The sequence below is a fragment of the Pseudarthrobacter kochi genome (genome assembly GCF_055412805.1).
The window spans coordinates 1-15,682 of record NZ_JBVAYV010000017.1; the positions used below are offsets into that span (position 1 = coordinate 1).

At 68.0% G+C, this 15,682-nt stretch carries 17 protein-coding genes and 1 pseudogene; 7 read left to right on the forward strand and 11 right to left on the reverse strand.

Annotated features, from left to right (window positions below):
- Nucleotides 1–143 precede the first annotated feature (143 nt).
- Nucleotides 144–1,439 (reverse strand): ABC transporter substrate-binding protein, encoded by a 1,296-nt coding sequence (locus ACZY0Y_RS10180; RefSeq protein WP_463957791.1) that lies wholly within the window; start codon nucleotides 1,437–1,439, stop codon nucleotides 144–146.
- Nucleotides 1,440–1,579: 140 nt separating this feature from the next.
- On the opposite strand from ACZY0Y_RS10180, the gene ACZY0Y_RS10185 reads away from it, so the two are divergent.
- Nucleotides 1,580–2,374 (forward strand): FadR/GntR family transcriptional regulator, encoded by a 795-nt coding sequence (locus tag ACZY0Y_RS10185; protein WP_463957793.1) that lies wholly within the window; start codon nucleotides 1,580–1,582, stop codon nucleotides 2,372–2,374.
- A 29-nt stretch (nucleotides 2,375–2,403) separates the two neighbouring features.
- On the opposite strand, the gene ACZY0Y_RS10190 is transcribed toward ACZY0Y_RS10185, so the two are convergent.
- Entirely contained in the window at nucleotides 2,404–3,435 is a 1,032-nt protein-coding gene (locus ACZY0Y_RS10190; RefSeq protein WP_463957795.1) for an aldo/keto reductase, read from the reverse strand.
- A gap of 10 nt (nucleotides 3,436–3,445) precedes the next feature.
- Nucleotides 3,446–4,318, reverse strand: a complete 873-nt coding sequence (locus ACZY0Y_RS10195) for an NAD-dependent epimerase/dehydratase family protein (RefSeq protein WP_463882420.1) — start codon at nucleotides 4,316–4,318, stop codon at nucleotides 3,446–3,448.
- A gap of 125 nt (nucleotides 4,319–4,443) precedes the next feature.
- Between ACZY0Y_RS10195 and ACZY0Y_RS10200 the strand changes: the two genes are divergently transcribed.
- The 5 genes from ACZY0Y_RS10200 (at nucleotide 4,444) to ACZY0Y_RS10220 (ending at nucleotide 7,771) form a co-directional block, all read left to right on the forward strand.
- Nucleotides 4,444–4,908: a universal stress protein gene (locus ACZY0Y_RS10200; RefSeq protein ID WP_463957797.1), complete on the forward strand. Its 465-nt coding sequence runs from the start codon at nucleotides 4,444–4,446 to the stop codon at nucleotides 4,906–4,908.
- Complete coding sequence (locus ACZY0Y_RS10205) at nucleotides 4,905–5,783, forward strand: hypothetical protein (protein WP_463957799.1); 879 nt, start codon at nucleotides 4,905–4,907, stop codon at nucleotides 5,781–5,783. Before ACZY0Y_RS10200 ends, ACZY0Y_RS10205 begins: the two co-directional genes overlap by 4 nt.
- Nucleotides 5,784–5,788: 5 nt before the next feature.
- On the forward strand, nucleotides 5,789–6,229 hold the full coding sequence (locus ACZY0Y_RS10210) for a hypothetical protein (RefSeq protein ID WP_463957801.1): 441 nt from the start codon (nucleotides 5,789–5,791) through the stop codon (nucleotides 6,227–6,229).
- Nucleotides 6,226–6,948 (forward strand): SRPBCC family protein, encoded by a 723-nt coding sequence (locus ACZY0Y_RS10215; protein ID WP_463957803.1) that lies wholly within the window; start codon nucleotides 6,226–6,228, stop codon nucleotides 6,946–6,948. Before ACZY0Y_RS10210 ends, ACZY0Y_RS10215 begins: the two co-directional genes overlap by 4 nt.
- A 91-nt stretch (nucleotides 6,949–7,039) precedes the next feature.
- On the forward strand, nucleotides 7,040–7,771 hold the full coding sequence (locus ACZY0Y_RS10220) for a hypothetical protein (RefSeq protein WP_463957805.1): 732 nt from the start codon (nucleotides 7,040–7,042) through the stop codon (nucleotides 7,769–7,771).
- A gap of 4 nt (nucleotides 7,772–7,775) precedes the next feature.
- Here ACZY0Y_RS10220 and ACZY0Y_RS10225 read toward each other — a convergent pair whose 3' ends face one another.
- From ACZY0Y_RS10225 to mgtA, 3 genes are all read right to left on the reverse strand, one after another.
- Nucleotides 7,776–8,189, reverse strand: coding sequence for a DUF302 domain-containing protein (locus tag ACZY0Y_RS10225; protein WP_160663698.1), 414 nt, complete (start codon nucleotides 8,187–8,189; stop codon nucleotides 7,776–7,778).
- Nucleotides 8,190–8,193: 4 nt separating this feature from the next.
- A complete protein-coding gene (locus tag ACZY0Y_RS10230) occupies nucleotides 8,194–9,546 on the reverse strand; it encodes a phosphoribosyltransferase family protein (protein WP_463957807.1) in 1,353 nt (450 codons plus the stop codon).
- A gap of 100 nt (nucleotides 9,547–9,646) precedes the next feature.
- Nucleotides 9,647–12,373 carry a magnesium-translocating P-type ATPase gene (mgtA, locus tag ACZY0Y_RS10235; RefSeq protein ID WP_463957809.1) on the reverse strand — a complete coding sequence of 909 codons (2,727 nt, stop codon included), beginning with the start codon at nucleotides 12,371–12,373 and terminating at the stop codon, nucleotides 9,647–9,649.
- Nucleotides 12,374–12,696: 323 nt separating this feature from the next.
- Between mgtA and ACZY0Y_RS10240 the strand changes: the two are divergent.
- Nucleotides 12,697–12,906, forward strand: a pseudogene (locus ACZY0Y_RS10240) (ANTAR domain-containing protein); the annotation flags it as partial.
- Nucleotides 12,907–12,928: 22 nt separating this feature from the next.
- Here ACZY0Y_RS10240 and ACZY0Y_RS10245 read toward each other — a convergent pair.
- The 5 genes from ACZY0Y_RS10245 to ACZY0Y_RS10265 form a co-directional block, all read right to left on the reverse strand.
- Nucleotides 12,929–13,603: an esterase/lipase family protein gene (locus ACZY0Y_RS10245; RefSeq protein ID WP_463957811.1), complete on the reverse strand. Its 675-nt coding sequence runs from the start codon at nucleotides 13,601–13,603 to the stop codon at nucleotides 12,929–12,931.
- Nucleotides 13,600–14,400, reverse strand: a complete 801-nt coding sequence (locus tag ACZY0Y_RS10250) for an alpha/beta fold hydrolase (RefSeq protein WP_463957813.1) — start codon at nucleotides 14,398–14,400, stop codon at nucleotides 13,600–13,602. The genes ACZY0Y_RS10245 and ACZY0Y_RS10250 overlap by 4 nt, the downstream gene beginning before the upstream one ends.
- A gap of 79 nt (nucleotides 14,401–14,479) precedes the next feature.
- A complete protein-coding gene (locus ACZY0Y_RS10255) occupies nucleotides 14,480–14,689 on the reverse strand; it encodes a hypothetical protein (RefSeq protein ID WP_463957815.1) in 210 nt (69 codons plus the stop codon).
- Nucleotides 14,690–14,813: 124 nt separating this feature from the next.
- Nucleotides 14,814–15,170, reverse strand: a complete 357-nt coding sequence (locus ACZY0Y_RS10260) for a cupin domain-containing protein (RefSeq protein ID WP_463957817.1) — start codon at nucleotides 15,168–15,170, stop codon at nucleotides 14,814–14,816.
- 66 nt (nucleotides 15,171–15,236) lie between these two features.
- Nucleotides 15,237–15,668 (reverse strand): VOC family protein, encoded by a 432-nt coding sequence (locus tag ACZY0Y_RS10265; RefSeq protein WP_463957819.1) that lies wholly within the window; start codon nucleotides 15,666–15,668, stop codon nucleotides 15,237–15,239.
- Nucleotides 15,669–15,682 lie beyond the last annotated feature (14 nt).

Genomic DNA, 15,682 nt, shown 5'->3' on the forward strand with positions numbered 1-15,682 from the left:
GGGGGGGGGGGGGGGGGGGCAAGAAAAGGGGTGTTGCGGGGGGGGGGGGGGGGGGGGGGGGAAGGGCTGGCTGGGGGGGGGTGGGGGCTGTCCCCCCCCCCCACCGGGCGGTTTGGTAGGCGGCGCGTGGTGCGCCGGGTGCGCTACTTCTTTTCGCTGTCCAGGAACTTCTGGAAGGCCTCGTGGGCCGTGTCAGCGGCGGCGGACGCGTCAGCGCCGGTGATGGTGGCTACGATCGGGCCGCCGACGATTTCGCGGGCCTTGCCGACCGTGACAACCTCGGGGCGGTCGTGGCCGACGCCGTTCTTGGCGCTGGCGGCGATGGCCTCGGCCAGGTCTTTCGGGTAGGTGGAGGTGCCGGCGGGATCGGACCAGACGGAGGCGCGGGGTCCGGGGACACCGGCCTTCTGGGCTGCGAGGGTGCGTTCCTTGCTGGTGGCCCACTGGATGAACTTCCAGGCGTTGTCCTGGTTGCCCGAGGCCTGGTTGACGGCGAGGCCCCACGACGGGATGTTGTACGGCTTGGAACCGGCCGGGCCGGCGGGCAGGGCGGCGAAGCCGACCGTGTCGGCGACCTTGGACTTGGCCGGGTCGGTGGCGTTCTTGTAGAGCGAGTCGGCCTCGGTGTAGAAGGCGGCCTTGCCCTGGGTGAAGATTGCCATCGCCTCGGGCCAGCTCATGTCGGTGCTGACGTTGGCCGGGCCGTAGTTCTTGATCAGGCCGCCGTAGTACGCGTAGGCCTTCTTGGCGGCGTCGGTATTGACGGCGGATTTGCCGCTGGCGTCCGTGAAGTCGCCGCCGAAGCTGTACAGGAAGCTGGAGAACTGGGTGACGGCGGCGGACTTGCCGGTGCGGGCCACGAAGCCTGCAGTGTCCGGCGAGGAAGCCTTGATGGCCTTGGCGGCTGCTTCGAGCTCTTCCATGGTCTTCGGAACCTCAAGGCCGGCGGCCTTCAGCAGGTCCTTGCGGTAGTAGAGCACTTCGCGTTCGGTGATGATCGGGACGCCGACCACCTTTCCGTCGGCCGTGGTGGCCTTGACCGGGCCGTCCTGGTAGTCCTTCCAGTCCCAGCTGGAGTCCGAGGAGACCTTGGACGTCAGGTCGGCGAGGTAGCCGTTCTTGGCGAACGCCTTGCCCTCCTGCAGCGGGCGGTACATCATGACGTCGATCTCGTCGCTGCCGGCGTTGAGCTTGACGTTGTACTGGTCCGAGAGCTGGTCCTCGCCGAGCTGGGTCAGTTCAACCTTGAGGCCGCTGGACTTCTCGAATTCCGGGATGGCTGCCTTGATGCCTTCGGTCCAGACGTGGTTCGCGAGGGTGACCCGGACCGTGCCGGCTGTCTTGGCATCGGAGCTGCCGCTGGCTCCGCCGCAGGCGGTGAGGCCCAGAGACAGGGCCGCGGCGACAGCCGCGTACTGCATGATCGAACGTCGCTTCATTACGACTCCTTGGTTTCTTGTGGGCCGGGCGTCACTGTCCAGCCGGCCGCAAATGCATCGTTACATCTGCTCTGGAAGCGATCTTAGAGAAATAAAGCAGACTTAAACAACCCCTTGTGCCCGAGCCGTATGATTTATTTATGAAAACCCCAAACGCGGAGTCCTCAGCTGACCTGCATTCCGTGCTGGTCCACAAGCTGGGACTTGCCATTGCCGAGGGGTCGCTGGCGCCGCATTCGATCCTGCGTCTGGACGAGCTCGAAACAGTGCACGGTGTGTCGCGTTCGGTGGTCCGGGAAGCCACCCGGGTGCTTTCCTCCAAGGGGATGCTGGAATCGCGGCGCCGGCTGGGCACGGTGGTGCAGCCGGAAGACTCCTGGAATGCCTACGATCCCCAGGTCATCCGCTGGCGGCTCGCCTCCTCCAAACGGCTGGAGCAACTGCAGGCGCTGAACGAACTCCGCGGCGCGATCGAACCACAGGCTGCCCGCCTCGCCGCCGAGCGCGCCTCCTGGGACGCCGGCAGCGACCTTGTCTCCCAGGCCGCCCGGCTCTGGGCTTCGGGCCAGCGCGGGGACCACGACGAATTCCTCCGGCTGGATATCGAATTTCACGCCGCGGTGCTCAGGGCCTCCGGAAATCCGATGTTTTCCCAGCTGCACAACCTGGTCACCGAGGTCCTGACCGGGCGCACCGAGCACGGCCTGATGCCGCACCTGCCGCAGCACGAGGCGCTGCAGCTGCACGTCGACGTCGCGAGCGCCATCCAGCGCGGCGAGGCGAACGCGGCGCACGCCGCGATGAGCCGGATCGTGGAGCAGTCCTCGGAGGAGATGGGCGACATCTGGTCCAGGCACCAGCAGCCCGCTGCCCCGGACCCGCCCCCAAAACCACAACGCGGGGCCACTTCGCGCCCATCCGAGGCGGCGATCTGATAGGCGCGGGCTGACCCCGTGTTGCTTCCTTAGCGGCCGCCGGCGATCTTCCGGCTCCGCTGCTCCTGGGCCATCGGCCCGTACGGGTAGACCCCGACGCGCGGCCGGCTCACCTCGCTCAGCCGCATCAGCTCCCCCTCGGTCAACAGCAGGTCCGCAGCTCCAAGGTTGTCGGCGAGTTGTTCAGTGCTGCGGGCCCCCAGGATCACCGAGGTCACGGCTGGCTGCTCCGCCAGCCAGGCCAGGGCCACCTGGGCGGCGCTTGCCTCGTGCCGTCCGGCGATCTCGTGCACCGCGTCCACGATCTGCCACGTGCGCGGGTCCGCGTTCCTGGCCTTCCAGGCCTCCATGCCCCGCTCCGGATTTTCGCCCAGCCGGGTGGCGCCCGAGGGTGGCTGGTCCCGCTTGTATTTCCCGGATAGCCAGCCCCCGCCCAGCGGCGACCAGGGCAGCAGGCCGATCCCGGCATCGAGCGAGGCCGGAACGATCTCGGACTCGATCCCACGGACCAGCAGGCTGTACTGCGGCTGCAGCGTCACGGGCCCGTTCCAGCCGTGGGCCCGGGCCACATGGACGGCCTTCGTCAGCTGCCAGCCCAGGAAATTCGAGAAGCCGTAGTAGGCGATCTTTCCGCTGCTGACGGCGTCGTGCAGGAAGCGCAGGGATTCCTCCAGGGGTGTGACGGGATCCCAGGCATGCAGCTGGTACAGGTCGATCTGCTCCACACCCAGGCGGCGCAGCGACTCATCCAGCGCGCGGTTCAGGTGCCGGCGGGAGGTGCCGACGTCGTTCGGGGCCTTTCCCGTCGGGAAGCGGCCCTTGGTGGCGAGCACCACGCGGTCCCGGGCCTCCGGGCGCGCAGCGAGCCAGCGGCCGATGATCTCCTCCGAGACCCCCGCGGCGTAGACATCGGCGGTGTCGATGAAGTTGCCGCCCGCCGCGAGGTAGTCATCCAGGATCGCGTGGGACTGTTCCTCGGTTGCTTCGGCACCGAAAGTCATGGTGCCCAGCGCGTACGTGGAGACGACGGCGCCGCTGGTGCCCAGGGTGCGGTATTTCATGGGACTCTTCTCAGTCTTCGGTGGGAGTGGTGCGCAGCGGGTGGTAGTTCCGCCAGCTGTGCTCCGGCGCGTAGCCCAGGAGGCGTTTGGCTTTGTCGATCGAGAGCAGCGTTTCGTGCTCACCGAGCTCTTTGACGACGGGCACGTTCGGGAAAACTTCCGCAGCCAGGTTGGCGCTGGAACGGCTCATCACGGTGTCCGGGTTGGCGATGATGAACGCCTCGAACCCCGGCGTGCCGTGCTCAAGGGCGCGGGCCACAGCCTGTGCCCCGTCCCTGCCGTCGATGTAGCCCCAGAGATTCCACTTGCGCAGCTTCGCGTCGGCATCGAAACCGGGGAACTCCTCGTAGTCCTCCGGATCCATCACGTTGGAGAAGCGCAGCCCGGTGATGCTGAGCTCCGGGTCCCAGCGGGTGAGCTCGATCGCCATCTGCTCCTCGAGGTGCTTGACCAGAGAGTACGTGCTTTCCGGCCGGGCGGGGTATTTCTCGTCCACCGGGATATAGGGAGGGTCGACGTCGAACGGCAGTCCCAGCACCGTCTCGCTGGAGGCGTAGACAATCTTCTTGATCCCGGCCCGGCGGGCCGCCTGGAACACGTTGTACGTGGCCAGCATGTTGTTCTCGAAAGTCGCGGCGTCCGGGGCTTGGCCGGGGGCCGGGATCGCGGCCAGGTGCACCACCGCATCGAACCCGGAATGCCGGTCCTCAAGCCCCAGGAGCACGTCCACCACTTGGCCGTAGTTGCGCAGGTCCACCTCGGTGAACCCGCGCCCCCGCGTGCCGGTGCGGTCGAGGTTGGTGACCTCGTGGCCGTCCTCGCCCAACCGCCGCACGACGCTACGGCCGAGCTTTCCGCTTCCTCCGGTGACAGCAACTCTCATCAGTACTCCTCGCATTGTGGGGCGGTGTGGGATTTGTTCCACCCTAGAGGTGCCCGGGGACCGTGCACACCCCCGCGTGACTTTTGGCCCTAGGCGCGCCGGGGCGGGCCGGGCAGGCTGGGGCAATGAACGCTGATCAGCGGATAGTCGTGGGAGTGGACGGTTCGGATTTCTCGACGACGGCGCTCCGGCTCGCCGGGCGCATGGCCAGGAGCCTTGACGCGCCCCTGGAGGTCGTCACATGCCTGGGCACGTCGGATCTTTTCCTGGCCTCCCACCTGCCCGAAGAGAGCTCCCCCACCACCACCCAGCTGGAAGAGACGGCCAAACGGCTCGTCGACGAATCCCTCGAACGTGCCTTCGGCGGTGACATCCCGGAAGGCCTGACCCGGACCGTGAAGTTCGGCCCTCCGGCCAAAGTCCTCGTGCAGGAGAGCCGGGACGCCCAGCTTCTGGTGGTCGGCCGGCGCGGCGGCGGCGGCTTCCTCGCCCAGGTCATGGGATCGGTCAGCGGTGCCTGCGTGGCCCATGCACACTGCCCGGTGCTGGTGGTCGGCGATAACCCGGACAAACACCAGGCGAGGGAATGAACCGCAGCCCGTGGCCGGTGCGGGCCCTCTGGCTGCTCACCGGTGCGCTGACCCTCCCCGCCGCACTGACGGGGCTGCTGTTCCCGGACATCTACCGGGGCGTCGTGGCAGCGGACCTGCTTCCCGGCGCAGTATCCCAGGACCTGATGTCCGCCGTCGCCGGCATTGCCCTGCTGGTCCTGGCAGTGACCGTGCGGCGGGGCCAACCCAAGGTGCAGCTAATGGCGCTGGGAATCCTGGGCTACCTGTTCTACGCCTATGGAATCTACTCCATTGAGCGGACGTACAACGGCTTCTACCTCGTGTACCTTGCCGTCTTCGCCTTGTCCTTCTGGGGGATGGTCTACACGGCGGTGGAGCTCCGGGCGGAGGGGCCGATGCGGGCACGGCTGCCAAAAGGCATCCGGGTGCTGTCCGCCTCGGGCGCGCTCCTCCAGCCGCTCATCTTCTATCCGCTGTGGATTGCCATGTTGCTGCCGCTGATGCGGAACGGCAACCAAATCGATTCGCTCTACTCCGTTTTCATCCTTGACCTGTGCTTCATCATGCCGGCGTTCCTCATCCTCGCCGTCCTGACATTCCGCAGCCGCTGGCCGGGGCTGGTGTTGATGCCCGCGCTGTACCTGCTCGGCTTCACGCTGATCTTCTCCCTGGCGCTGGGGGAGCTGTTCAAGCCGCTGTTCGACGTCCCCGGGTCCGCGTTGTCCCTCTGGTCCTCGGTCCTGCTGTCTGCATTCTTCCTGGTGCTGGGAGGGCTGCATCTGTGGAAACTTCAGCTGAATCCCGGCAGCGTGGCCGGGCGCAACGGGACCGGCCGGCCCCTCACCGCGGAAGCCGCCACGGAAACCGGCGCTGGCGCCGGCACGGAAAGGTAGGGGCCGTGGCTCAGCTGCAGGCCCCGGAGCGGATCCGGGCCGCGGAGCGCACCGGACGGCCGGGAAGGGTCGTGGGCGGTTTCTTCCTCTTCACCGGCGGCATCCACCTCGGGATCGTGGCCGCCGGCCCGGAGTTCTACCGGCACTTCGCAGACGGGGCCCTGCTGCCGTTCATCACCGCTGTCTGGCGCGACGTCTTCATGGCAAATCCTGCCGTGTGGGGCCTGGCCCTGTCCCTGGGCGAGGTTGCCCTCGGCCTCCTGCTGCTCAGGGGCGGGGCGTGGGCCACCGCCGGCTGGGCCGGAGTGATCGCATTCCACCTGGGACTGATGCTTTTCGGCTGGGGGTTCTGGCTGTGGAGCGTGCCGGCTCTGGCGTTCCTGGTCCCGTCGGCAGTCGCGCATCGGCGACGGCAGCACCAGCCGGTGGAACGCGGTGTTCGGTGAGCCGGTCCGCTGCCTCCTCCCGGCTCCGCGGACCGCTGGCGGCTTTGGCCGCGGCGGCCGCCGCCGCCGGCTATGTCCTCGCCGTCCGGCCCCGGATGCTGCGCTGGGGTGCGACTGCCCAGGAGTCCTCAGCCCCGCTGCCCGGTGACGAGCTGGTCCGGACGCCCCGGATGCAGAGCACGCGTGCCGTCACCGTCAACGCGCCGGCCGCGGGCGTCTGGCCTTGGCTCGTACAGCTGGGCGCCGGACGCGGCGGCATGTACAGCTACGACCTGCTGGAGAACGCCGCGGGCCTCGGCATGCACAGCGCTGACCGGATCCTTCCCGAGTACCAGCGGCTCGGCGTCGGCGATGTCGTCCCCCTGGTTTTCAAGGAGGGTCCCGACGTGGGGATTCCGGTCCGGCGCATGGAGGCCGGATCCGTGCTGGGTCTCGGCGGCACCATGGATCCGCGCACCGGCAAAATCACCCCGGCCGGCGGTGCAGCCGCTGGCCCCCGGCTGGAGCTCGGCTGGACGTTTGTGCTGCAGCCCGTCGACGCGGGCACCACGCGGCTCCTGTCCCGGACGCGGTACGACTATTCACCGCTGGCCGTGGGGCTGATCCTCAGGCCGCTGCTGGAACCCCTGCAGTTCATCATGGAGCGGCGCATGCTGCTGGGCATCAAGTCCCGCGCCGAGGATCGCGGCCGCCAGTCGGGCCGCAGGCGGCGTCCATGACCTTGTGCCCTACCCCCGCGGCCCCCGCCGGCATAGCCTCGAAGTTCAGGGGCGGTACGCAGCCGCCCGCCGGGTTCCGGGGAGGCAACCAGTGAGATCGGCCAAAACAAGCATCATCGCCGGCATCGCGTTGATGGCGGCCGGTGTCCTCCTGCTGCTGGACCTGCCCGGGATCCTCAACAGCGCGGTCCTCGTGTGGCCCTTGATTTTCGCCGCCGCCGGGACCGGCTTCATCACCCTGTTTTTCCGCAGCCGGGACAACTGGTGGGCCGCCATTCCCGGCTCCGTGTTCCTGGGCCTGGCGGCGGTCATCGTAATCACCCAGCTCTGGCCGGGCCCGGCGGCGTACTGGGCCGGCGCCTTCCTGTTCCTGTTTATGGGAGCGGGCTTCGGCGCGGTGTACGTGCGCGAACGCTCCAACTGGTGGGCGCTGATCCCCTGCGGCGTGATGCTGACGCTTGCGCTCGTGGTGGCCCTCCCGCAGAACTGGGAAGGCATGCCGGTTGCCGCCGTCCTGTTCCTGGGCCTGGCAGCCACGTTCGCGGCGCTTTCCCTCGTTCCCATCCGCACCGCTCCCGGTCCGGGCCAGCCGGCAGCCTTGTCCGGCCAGCCCGGGGCTGCGGAGCCATCACGGATGAAGTGGCCGCTGATTCCGGCTGCGGTCCTGGCCGTGTTGGGGCTCATCTTCGCGGTGCAGGCCACAGCGTTGCTCACCGCGAGCGAGTTCTTCGTCCCGGTTCTCCTGCTGCTCGCCGGTGTGGCGCTGCTGGTCTACGCCTACCGCCACCGGGCCGACGGGCACCACAAGGTGCACGGGGCCTGACCGATCAGTCCGCCGCCGCCAGTTCGGCCATGGCCGCGCGCAAGCGGGTGCCGGCGTCCTCCGCTACCTCGCGGACCGCAGGGGCGCCGCTGAGCTGGACCATGGTTTGCGGGTCGATGGCATGGACCGTCGTCGCGGTGGCCCCGGTCCCGCGGCGCACCACCACGTTGCAGGGCAGGAGCGCGCCCATTTCCGGCTCGGCGGCCAGCGCCCTGCTGGCGAGCATCGGATTGCAGGCACCGAGGATGACGTAGTCTCCCAGGGCTTCCGCGGCGTCCTCGCCGAGTTTGGCGGCAAAGGTGGCACGCACATCGATTTCCGAGAGTATCCCGAAGCCCTGGGCGGCGAGCGCCGCGCGCGTCTTTGCGACGGCGTCCTCCCAGTTCAGCGGGACGACGGCGGTGTAGGTGTAGCTCATGCTGTTACTCCTGGGGATTGGTTTCGGCCTGCAGCAGGTAGTCGACGAACCAGTCCCGGGCGAGGATGGCAGCCGCCGCCAGCGTACCGGGTTCTTCGAAAAGATGGGTGGCGCCCTGGACGACGGCCAGCTGGTTGGGGCAGCGCATCATGGACTTCGCCTTGCGGTTGAGTTCCAGCACCTCGTCGTCGTAGCTGCCGACAATGAGGAGCGTGGGCGCCCGGACGGCGGAGAGCCGGGGTCCGGCCAGGTCGGGGCGGCCGCCGCGGGAGACGACGGCGTCGATCCGGGCGGTTGGTTCGGAGGCAGCCCAGAGCGCGGCCCCGGCACCTGTGCTGGCTCCGAAATAGCCAATGGCGCAGGAGGACGTGTCCTGCCGGGTGGCGAGCCAGTCCGTGGCCGAGGACAGCCGGCGGGCCAGCAGTTCGATGTCGAAGACGTTGGCGCGGTTCCGTTCCTCCGCCGGTGTCAGCAGGTCCAGCAGCAGGGTTCCGAGCCCCGCCTGCTGCAGGACCCCCGCCACGTACCTGTTCCGCGGGCTGTGCCTGCTGCTGCCGCTGCCGTGCGCGAACAGCACCACGGCCCGGGCAGGGACCGGCAGGTGCAGTTGGCCCTGGAGGCGCACCCCGCGTGACGGGATTTCGACCTCCTCATCGAACTCGGCGGCGTCCTGCGCGCTGGCCGCGGCCGGCTTCCGGGACGTCTGCGGCGAGTTCTGCAGGCGCTTGGCCGCGGCGTCGAGGAGTTGCACCACCTCGTCGTCTTCGGTGGGGGAGAAATCGCGGTAGTGGTAGCCAACCGCGGAGAACTGGTGCGGCGTGGCGAGGCAGACGACTTCGTCGGGCTCGGTCAGGCTCCTGAGAGTGTCGGCGGGGGCGACCGGAACGGCCAGGATGACCCTGGCGGCGCCGAGCTTCCGGGCGATCCGGCAGGCGACCCTGGCGGTGGATCCGGTGGCGATCCCGTCGTCGACGATCACCGCGATGCGCCCGGTGAGATCCTGCCGGGTCCGGCCCTTCCGGAAACGGGCCACCCTGTTCTCCAGCACGGCGCGTTCGTGGTCTTCGACGGCCTGCAGCTCAGCGTCACTGACCCGGGCCTGGGCCAGCACGTGTTCTTCGAGCACCCGGGCGCCACCCTCGCCGATGGCGCCCATGGCGAGCTCCGGCTGGTACGGAAGACCCAGCTTCCGCACCACGATCACGTCCAGCGGCGCGTCGAGGGCGGCGGCGACTTCGAAGGCGACAGGGACTCCGCCGCGGGGCAGACCGAGGACCACGATGTCCTGGCCCCGCAGGTCCGCGAGCCGCCTTCCCAGTTGCCGGCCAGCGTCGACCCTGTCTTCGAAGATGCTCATCAGTATGGCTTTCCAATCGGGACGTCGGCCGGGGTCTCATCCAGGCGTGCGCTCCGCAGGCTGGGAAATTGACCAGTTGGCCGCTCCCTCCCACTATCGGTCAGGAGCCCCCGGGATGTGAGGGCCTTTGTGCCCGGATTCGGCCGCGCCGCCGCTCCGGTCCCCGGTTGTGGAGCAACGGGCCGGCCTTCGCCGTGCTGAACCGCGCGGCACGGCGCGCGATGTGGTGCGTCGTGCCGCGCCGCGGGACCGCCCGGGGCCGCAGCGGGACAGGCTGCTGCGCGGCGCGGGCGTAGAACCAGAACTTGGCCAGTTCAACCAGCACCAGGTACACCGCGCCCATCCCCAGCAGGGCGAGGAAGAACGGGACGGGCAGCGGATCGAAGCCAAGCACACCGGCCAGCGGCGAGAGCGGCAGGTAGACGCCGAGGGCCACGACGCCCAGGGACGCGCCGACCAGGCCCAGCGACGGCCGGCTGCGGAAGAAAGGCACCCGCCGGGTCCGGATAACGAAGATGATCAGCGTTTGCGTGACGATGGACTCGATGAACCAGCCGGCCCGGAATTCGCCCGAAACAGCATCGAAGGCGAACAGCATCAGGGCGAACGTGGCGAAATCGAACAGTGAGCTGATCGGGCCGAAAAGGAACATAAAGCGCCGGATGAAACCGATGTCCCAGTGCGATGGCGCCAGGAGCTGTTCCTTGTCCACCCGGTCCCCCGGGATGGCGAGCTGGCCGGCGTCGTAGAGCAGATTGTTCAGCAGGATCTGTCCCGGCAGCATCGGCAGGAAGCTCAGGACCACGGAGGCCGTGGCGGCGCTGAACATGTTGCCGAAGTTGCTGGACGTGCCCATCAGGACGTATTTGATGGTGTTGGCGAAGATCCGCCGGCCCTCCATCACGCCTTCGGCCAGGACGCCCAGGTCCTTGTCCAGCAGCACGACGTCGGCGGCGTCCTTGGCGACGTCGGTGGCGCTGTCCACGGAGATGCCGATGTCCGCGGCGTGCAGCGCCAGTGCGTCGTTGACGCCGTCGCCCATGAACCCGACGGACCCGCCGCTCTGCCGCAGCAGCCTGATGATCCGGGCCTTCTGTTCGGGCGAGACGCGGGCGAAGATGCTGGCCTCACGCGCCGCGGCGGCCAGTTCCGCATCGGACATGGCCTCGACCGCGGCGCCGGTCAGTGTTCCACCGGAGAGCACCCCGAGCTCGTCGCAGACCTTTTCGGCCACTTTCGCGTTGTCCCCCGTGGCGATCTTGACCGTGATGCCGAGCTCCTCGAGCCGGTCCAGGGAGGCGCGTGCGGTGGCCTTGGGCCGGTCCAGGAAGATCAGGAACCCTGCGAGGACAAGGTCTTTTTCGTCGGCGGGCCCGATCGCCGTCAGGCCATCGGCCGCCCGGGTCGCGACTGCAACCACCCGGGATCCGGCATCGAACTGTTCGTCCAGCATTGCCTGCACGCTGGCCGGTGTGGCTCCGCAGAGCGCCAGGACATCTTCGGGTGACCCCTTGGTGATCATGCGGGCCGCGGCACCCGCTTCGCGGACCAGGACGCTGGTCCGCCGCCGCAGGTGGTCGAAGTCGATAACGTCGAGGCGCTCATACCGGCCGGGCGCGAACGCGGCCGCGCCGGGGGACGCCCACAGAGCGGCGTCCAGCGGGTTCAGGCCCACCGGGGATGCCTGGGATTCCGCGTAGTCGGCTTCGGTGGCAAGGAGTCCCAGTGTCAGCAGGTCGCCGGCGGAGAGGCCGGGACCGGCGGGCAGGGCTGCCGTAAAGCTGATCCGACCCTCGGTCAGCGTTCCGGTCTTGTCCGTCACCAGAACGTCCATGTCGCCGAGGTCCTCAATGCAGACCAGCCGCTTGACCAGGACCTTGCGCTTGGCCAGCTGCCGGGTTCCGGTGGCCAGGCTCGTGCTGACGATGGCGGGCAGCAGCTGCGGTGTGATCCCGACGGCGATCGCGAGCGAGAACAGCAGCGACTCGATGACGGGCCGCTGCAACAGCAGGTTGGCGATAAAGATCAGGGACGTGAGGCCAATCGCCACCTGGAGCAGCAGGAAGGAGAAGCGCTGGAGGCCCAGCTGGAATTCGGTCTGGGGCTGGCGCTCGCCGAGACCCAGGGCGATCCGGCCGAATTCGGCCCGCCCGCCGGTGGAGACGACCACACCGGTGCAGTTGCCGGCCTGGACCACGGTTCCCATAAACAGGCACGACGTCAGGTCCCCGAGCGCCGCCGCGCCGGGGACGGGTGCAGGGTCCTTGCCTACGGGCATGGATTCCCCGGTCAGGATGCTTTCATCGCAGAGCAGGTCCTTGGCACTGAGCAACCGCATATCCGCGGGGATGATCGCGCCGATGGCCAGATGCACGACGTCGCCGGGCACCAGGGCGGTCACGTCCACCTCCTGCGGGCGTGCGTCGCGGACCACGACAGCACGGTGGGTGACGCGGGAGTGCAGCGCCTCCGCGGCACGTTCCGCGCGGAATTCGTTGCTGAACCCGAGGCCGACGCTGACCAGCAGGATGACGCCGATCACGATCGAGTTCGTGGCATCGCCGAGGAAAAGCGAGAGCCCTGCCGTGACGAGGAGCAGGATCAGGATGGGGCTGCGCAGCTGCCGGCCCAGGACGGACCATCCGCTGGCCTGGTGGGTGCGTACCGCGTTCGGTCCCAGCTCCGCAAGGCGCCGGGCGGCCTCGGTGCTGCTGAGTCCGTCCGGGCTTGAGCCCAGCCGCTCGACGACCTTTTCGACTGGCTGGTGGGAGGCGTCGGCGATCGCCAGCGACAGAAAGCGCGGTTCGCGGATATCGAGATCAGGCATGGGGTTTCCGTTCGAACGTCGAGATATGTCCTAGGGTACGTCCGCAAGCTGGCCGCGCACGGCGGTTTCCCGGCCGCGGCCGGTCCGGTCAGGAACGCGGGGACCGGCTGTATATAATTTCCCGGTACGGTTTTGCAGCAAGCCGTTGGATTGTTCTTCGATCCGGCCGCAAGCCGTCTGCCACTGCCGCTTTCGTGCAGGTGGGCGCCACCTGTCCGGATCGTGTTGACCTGAGTGAAACGGCACGACGAGACAGTGGTTAGTGAATCAACCGCAGCGTCAACAGACGCAACATCAACCAACCAGCACCTGCACGAACTGGTGCTCAACAGCTCAAAGCAACCCTGGAAACCCGGACCGGCATCGACGTCGCGGTCGGCATCATCATGGCGCAGAACCGCTGCAGCCAGGCCGAGGCCTTCGAACTGCTCAAGGCTGCTTCCAGCGCCCGCAACATCAAGCTGCACGCGGTAGCGGCCGGGGTTGTGGAATCGCTCGGCAGGGGACCGGCCAGGACGCACTTCGACGTTTAGCCCCGCGCAGTTTGGCCCCGGACTAGGGTGCGGCCGCGATGTCCAGGATGGTGCGGATGGTGTCCTCGTGGGCCAGGATCCGGAAGTGGCCGGCGGTGTCCAGCTGGATATTCCGGGCGCCGGGCAACACGCTGCCCTCCGGGATATGCGGGTCGAAGAGACCGTAGACCGAGGTGATGCGCCCGTTGACGCGTTCCTCCCGGGAGAGCTGCATGGTCACGGCATTCCGGGGCGAGAAGGCGCGCAGGCTCGGCAGCAGCATAAACGCGGCGTAGCGCGAGCCGGAGAACGGCGAGCAGACCGCCACCATGCCTGCGATCCTGCGCTCCGGATCCAGCTGCATCATCACGAACTTGCCGATCAGTCCGCCCTTGCTGTGGGCGACGATCATCGCGTCCGACAGGTCACGGTCCCGGATGTAGCCGGCAATCAGGTCCGCGGCCCTGGGCACGGCGAGCCGGTTCCGGTGCAGAAGGGTCAGCACATGCACGGGATGGCCTGCCTGATGGAGCCGCCGAACCATCGGCAGCATAAAGCGCCAGTCCTCGTAGACTCCAGGAACTACGACGACGGGGCGGCCGGAGCCGCTGAGGAAATCGTCCGGACTCGTCCGGGAAACGGCGCTGAGGAGCTGCCGCCCCGCGGCGTAGAGGTAGTCCTGGATCCACCAGTGGCCGGTCCACAGGATCCTGCTCATGCCGGGCGTCCCTGCTGGATCCCCCCGGCCGTTTGGCGGATTCCCGCGAAGTCCAGGATGGCTCCCGCCACTTCCCCGGACCGGTTGTGCTGCACCACGTGCCCGGTGCCTTCGATTTCGAGCAGTTGCCCCCGGTCCGTGCGTCCGGCCAGCCGCCGGCACCAGCCCACGGAGGCCACGGGGTCGTTGGCACCGCGAACCACGAGGACCGGTGCCGTGACCCCGGCGATCCGCTCGTCCGTGGGGTAGTCCATCATGACCCTCAGCGTTTTCAGGTACCAGGTGGGGCCGCACCGGAGGTAGTCCGTGAAGACGAGCGCGTTCGAGGACGGGCTTTCGAAGAAGAGGCTGTCCCTGCCGAGCGCCAGGGCCTGCTGCAGCACGGTGCGGCGTTTGGAATCGACCACCGGACCCATCAGGACCAGGCGGGAAATCCGGTCAGGCTGCTGGAGCGCGGCCTCGGTGGCGAACTGGGTGCCCATCGAGTGTCCGACGAGCACGAAGTCCAGGACGCCAAGCTGTTCCAGGGCGCCGAGGATGTAGGTGGCGTGGTCTGCGACGGAGAGGGTGCGTTCCGGCCGCGGGGTGGCGCCGAAGCCCGGCAGGTCGATCGAATAGATATCGGCCGATTCCGCCAGCAGCCCGTGCAGTCTCGTGAAGTAGCGGTGCGAGACGCCAATCCCGTGGATCAGGACGACGGCCGGGCGCGGGGCCTCGGCTCCGGCCGGTCCCTTGGAGACAAACACGTGGCCCAGATGGCCTGCGGCCTCGATCTCAAAGCGGTCGGGCCTGCTCATGGTGGGCTCTTTTCTTTTCGGCGCAGGTTTTGTTCTGCACCACTGTCAGCGTCTGGTAAGCATACTGACCATAAGACGTTCAGTCCTGCCGCTTGTCCCGCTCGCTGAACTCCTCATCCAGGTCATAGTGCCTGAATTCGGTTTCCGGATTCGGTTCGCCGTCAGCCACGTACTCGTAGTCCAACTGCCGCTGGACCTGGCTGTCGAGGACCTGCAGTTCCTGGTCCGCTACCTTGCTGAGGTCCTCCGGGAACTCATCCTCCGGCGTGAGGTGAAGCTTCTCAGTCATGGCATGCCTCTCTGGACCGGGTGGACTCGGAGTTTACTGTGTCCCGGCCGTCTTAGGATAGCCGCGGCCACGGTGCAGGGGAAAGTACGGCCGACGGTCGTGCCGGCGCCGGCAGTGGCTCGAACTAGCTGTCCGCCGGACCGAGGGGGGCCTGGGCCGCCTCGCCGGCGGCCGTCCCGGGCGCGGCTTCCTTGAGCTCGACGAACAGGGTGTGCGTTTCGGTGTCGCCGATGTTCTCGCCGGAATGCTCCTGGGCCGGGAGCCAGCGGGCCGTCCCGGCGGGGATCTCGACGTCGATGTCGTCCCCGTGGCCCGACAGCCGGCGGCGGAACGAGCTCAGGGTGATCATGACACTGTCCGGGTGGCCATGCTCCACGGTCTTATCCCCTGGCCCGTCACGGTATTCGAGCACCCGCACACGCTCATTCTCGAAAACTACCCGGTACAACGCGGGGTTCGACACCACCGGATCCTGGCCCATGGCGTGAGCATACGCCGCTCCCCCGGCGGCAGCCAGAGGCGCGGGCCTGGGGTATATGTCAGGAACTCAGCCCGCGGCCGGCGCCTGGCCCGGCTCGGCTCCGACGTTGACCAGCCAGTCGGTCCCGAACTTGTCCGTGCACATGCCGAAGACGTCTCCCCAGGGGGCCTTCTCCATGGGCACAGTCACTTTTCCGCCGTCGGCGAGCTTGTCGAAGTAACCGCGCAGTTCGGCCTCGTCGGAACCGCTGAGCGACACGGAGATGCTACTGCCGGGCGTGTACTCCATGCCGTTGGGCGTGTCCGCGCCCATCAGCACCATGCCCTTGTCCGTCGTCAGCGTGCCGTGCATGATTTTGTCTTGCTCGTTGACGTCTTCGCTGGCGTGGTAGTCGCCGAAGGTGCTCATGTTCAGTTCGCCGCCAAATACAGACTGGTAAAAGGTCATGGCGTCTTTCGCGTTCTCGCGGAAACTCAGGTACGGGTTAAGCGTGGCCATGGCAGGGACTCCTT